The 1387-nt window shown below is 68.0% G+C and carries 3 protein-coding genes; all 3 read left to right on the top strand.

Annotation, left to right across the window (positions count from 1 at the left end; genetic code table 11):
• On the top strand, positions 1-273 hold a 273-nt coding region (locus K789_RS23245; protein ID WP_192815774.1), incomplete at its 5' end, for a chorismate-binding protein.
• Complete coding sequence (locus K789_RS0114905) at positions 270-920, top strand: Trp biosynthesis-associated membrane protein (RefSeq protein WP_024367455.1); 651 nt, start codon at positions 270-272, stop codon at positions 918-920. The genes K789_RS23245 and K789_RS0114905, both read left to right, overlap by 4 nt.
• Before the next feature lie 114 nt (positions 921-1034).
• Complete coding sequence (locus K789_RS0114900) at positions 1035-1325, top strand: HGxxPAAW family protein (RefSeq protein ID WP_024367454.1); 291 nt, start codon at positions 1035-1037, stop codon at positions 1323-1325.
• Positions 1326-1387: the final 62 nt, after the last annotated feature.

The raw sequence follows: 1387 nt of genomic DNA, 5'->3' as shown, positions 1-1387 counted from the left end.
GAGCCGCACCGCCGCGGGATTTACGGGGGAGTGGTGGGCTACCTCGACTTCGCCGGCGACATGGACATGGCCATCGCCATCCGCTCGGCGCTGCTGCGGGAAGGACGCGCCTACGTGCAGGCCGGCGGCGGCATTGTGGCCGACTCCGTCAACGCCACCGAGGCGATCGAAACCGTCAACAAAGCTGCCGCACCGATGCGGGCTGTCCATACGGCCCAGTCGCTGCGCAACATCACGGCCGATTCGATTTCCGACGCCGGGGCGCAGTCATGAGCGGCACCACGGTCAAGAGCACCAGCCCCGTCATTCCCCGTTGGGCGCGGAAATCCACACTGGTCCTGGCCATCGCCGCCCTGGCGCTGGCCGTCTTTGGCACCACGACGCAGACCTGGCTCATCGTCCACCTCGACCCGGCCCAGCTCGGGGCGGCCGTCAACAGCCAGGACGGCCTGCACGTCCAGGGCAGCAAAGCCGCCACCACCGTGACGGCGCTTGCCCTCGTTGCCCTGGCCGGCGGACTGGCAGCCTCGATCGCGGGCCGGATCGCCCGCTGGATCATCACGGCGCTTATCCTGCTGGCGGCCGCCGGCATCGTCAGCGCCGCCGCGATCGTCATCGCCGACCCGGTGGCCGCAGCCCAGGGCTCCATCGCCGCCGCCACCGGAATCACGGGCAGCGACGTGCAGGTGGACGTGACCGCCTTCCCGGCTCTCGCCGTCGCCGCCGGCACGTTGCTGGGACTGAGTGCCTTGCTGGTCATCCCCGCGGGCCGTTACTGGAGGTCGCGCACGAAATATGACACCGCGGCCACGGGTACCGCGGCCACGGGTACCGCCGCCGNCGGATCCGCCGCGCCGGCCGGACCGCCGGATGAGATCGACAGCTGGGACCGGTTGTCACGCGGTGACGACCCCACCTGAGCTGATGCCGCGGGCGCAGCCGGCAACGCAGCCGTTAAGGCGGCCTGCAACTCGGCAAATATCCCCGCCAATAAATGGCAGAATGTAAGCAGTATTCACCCTGAGGAGATTCCAATGAGCAACGCCCCTGTTTCCGCACCCAAGCCCGCTGCCGGCACCGGCTACTCGTACGACGACGTCGATCACAGCGAACCGACCGGCCACGGCAACAGCCCGGCGGCCTGGACCACCGTCCTGGTCATGCTCGTCGGCGCGCTCATCATGTCCATCGCCTTTGTCATCGCCAACATCACGATCTTCATCGCAGGCGGCGTTGTCATGGCGATCGGCCTGATCATCGGCTTCGCCATGCGCAAGGCCGGATACGGTGTGGGCGGCAGCAAGCTGAAGAACTCCGGCCACTAAGGGTGAGCGTTCTCGATGACATCAACGCCGGTGTCAGGGAGGATATGGAGGCCCGCCAGCGG

Source organism: Arthrobacter sp. TB 26 (assembly GCF_000427315.1).
GTDB lineage: Bacteria > Actinomycetota > Actinomycetes > Actinomycetales > Micrococcaceae > Arthrobacter.
Note: the sequence above shows the minus strand (reverse complement) of the source record. Positions and strands in the feature narration are given on the sequence as shown.

Bases quoted from the DNA above. Each gene is read 5' to 3' on its own strand.
- K789_RS0114900 (WP_024367454.1), top strand. From the start codon at position 1,035: ATGAGCAACGCCCCTGTTTCCGCACCCAAGCCCGCTGCCGGCACCGGC.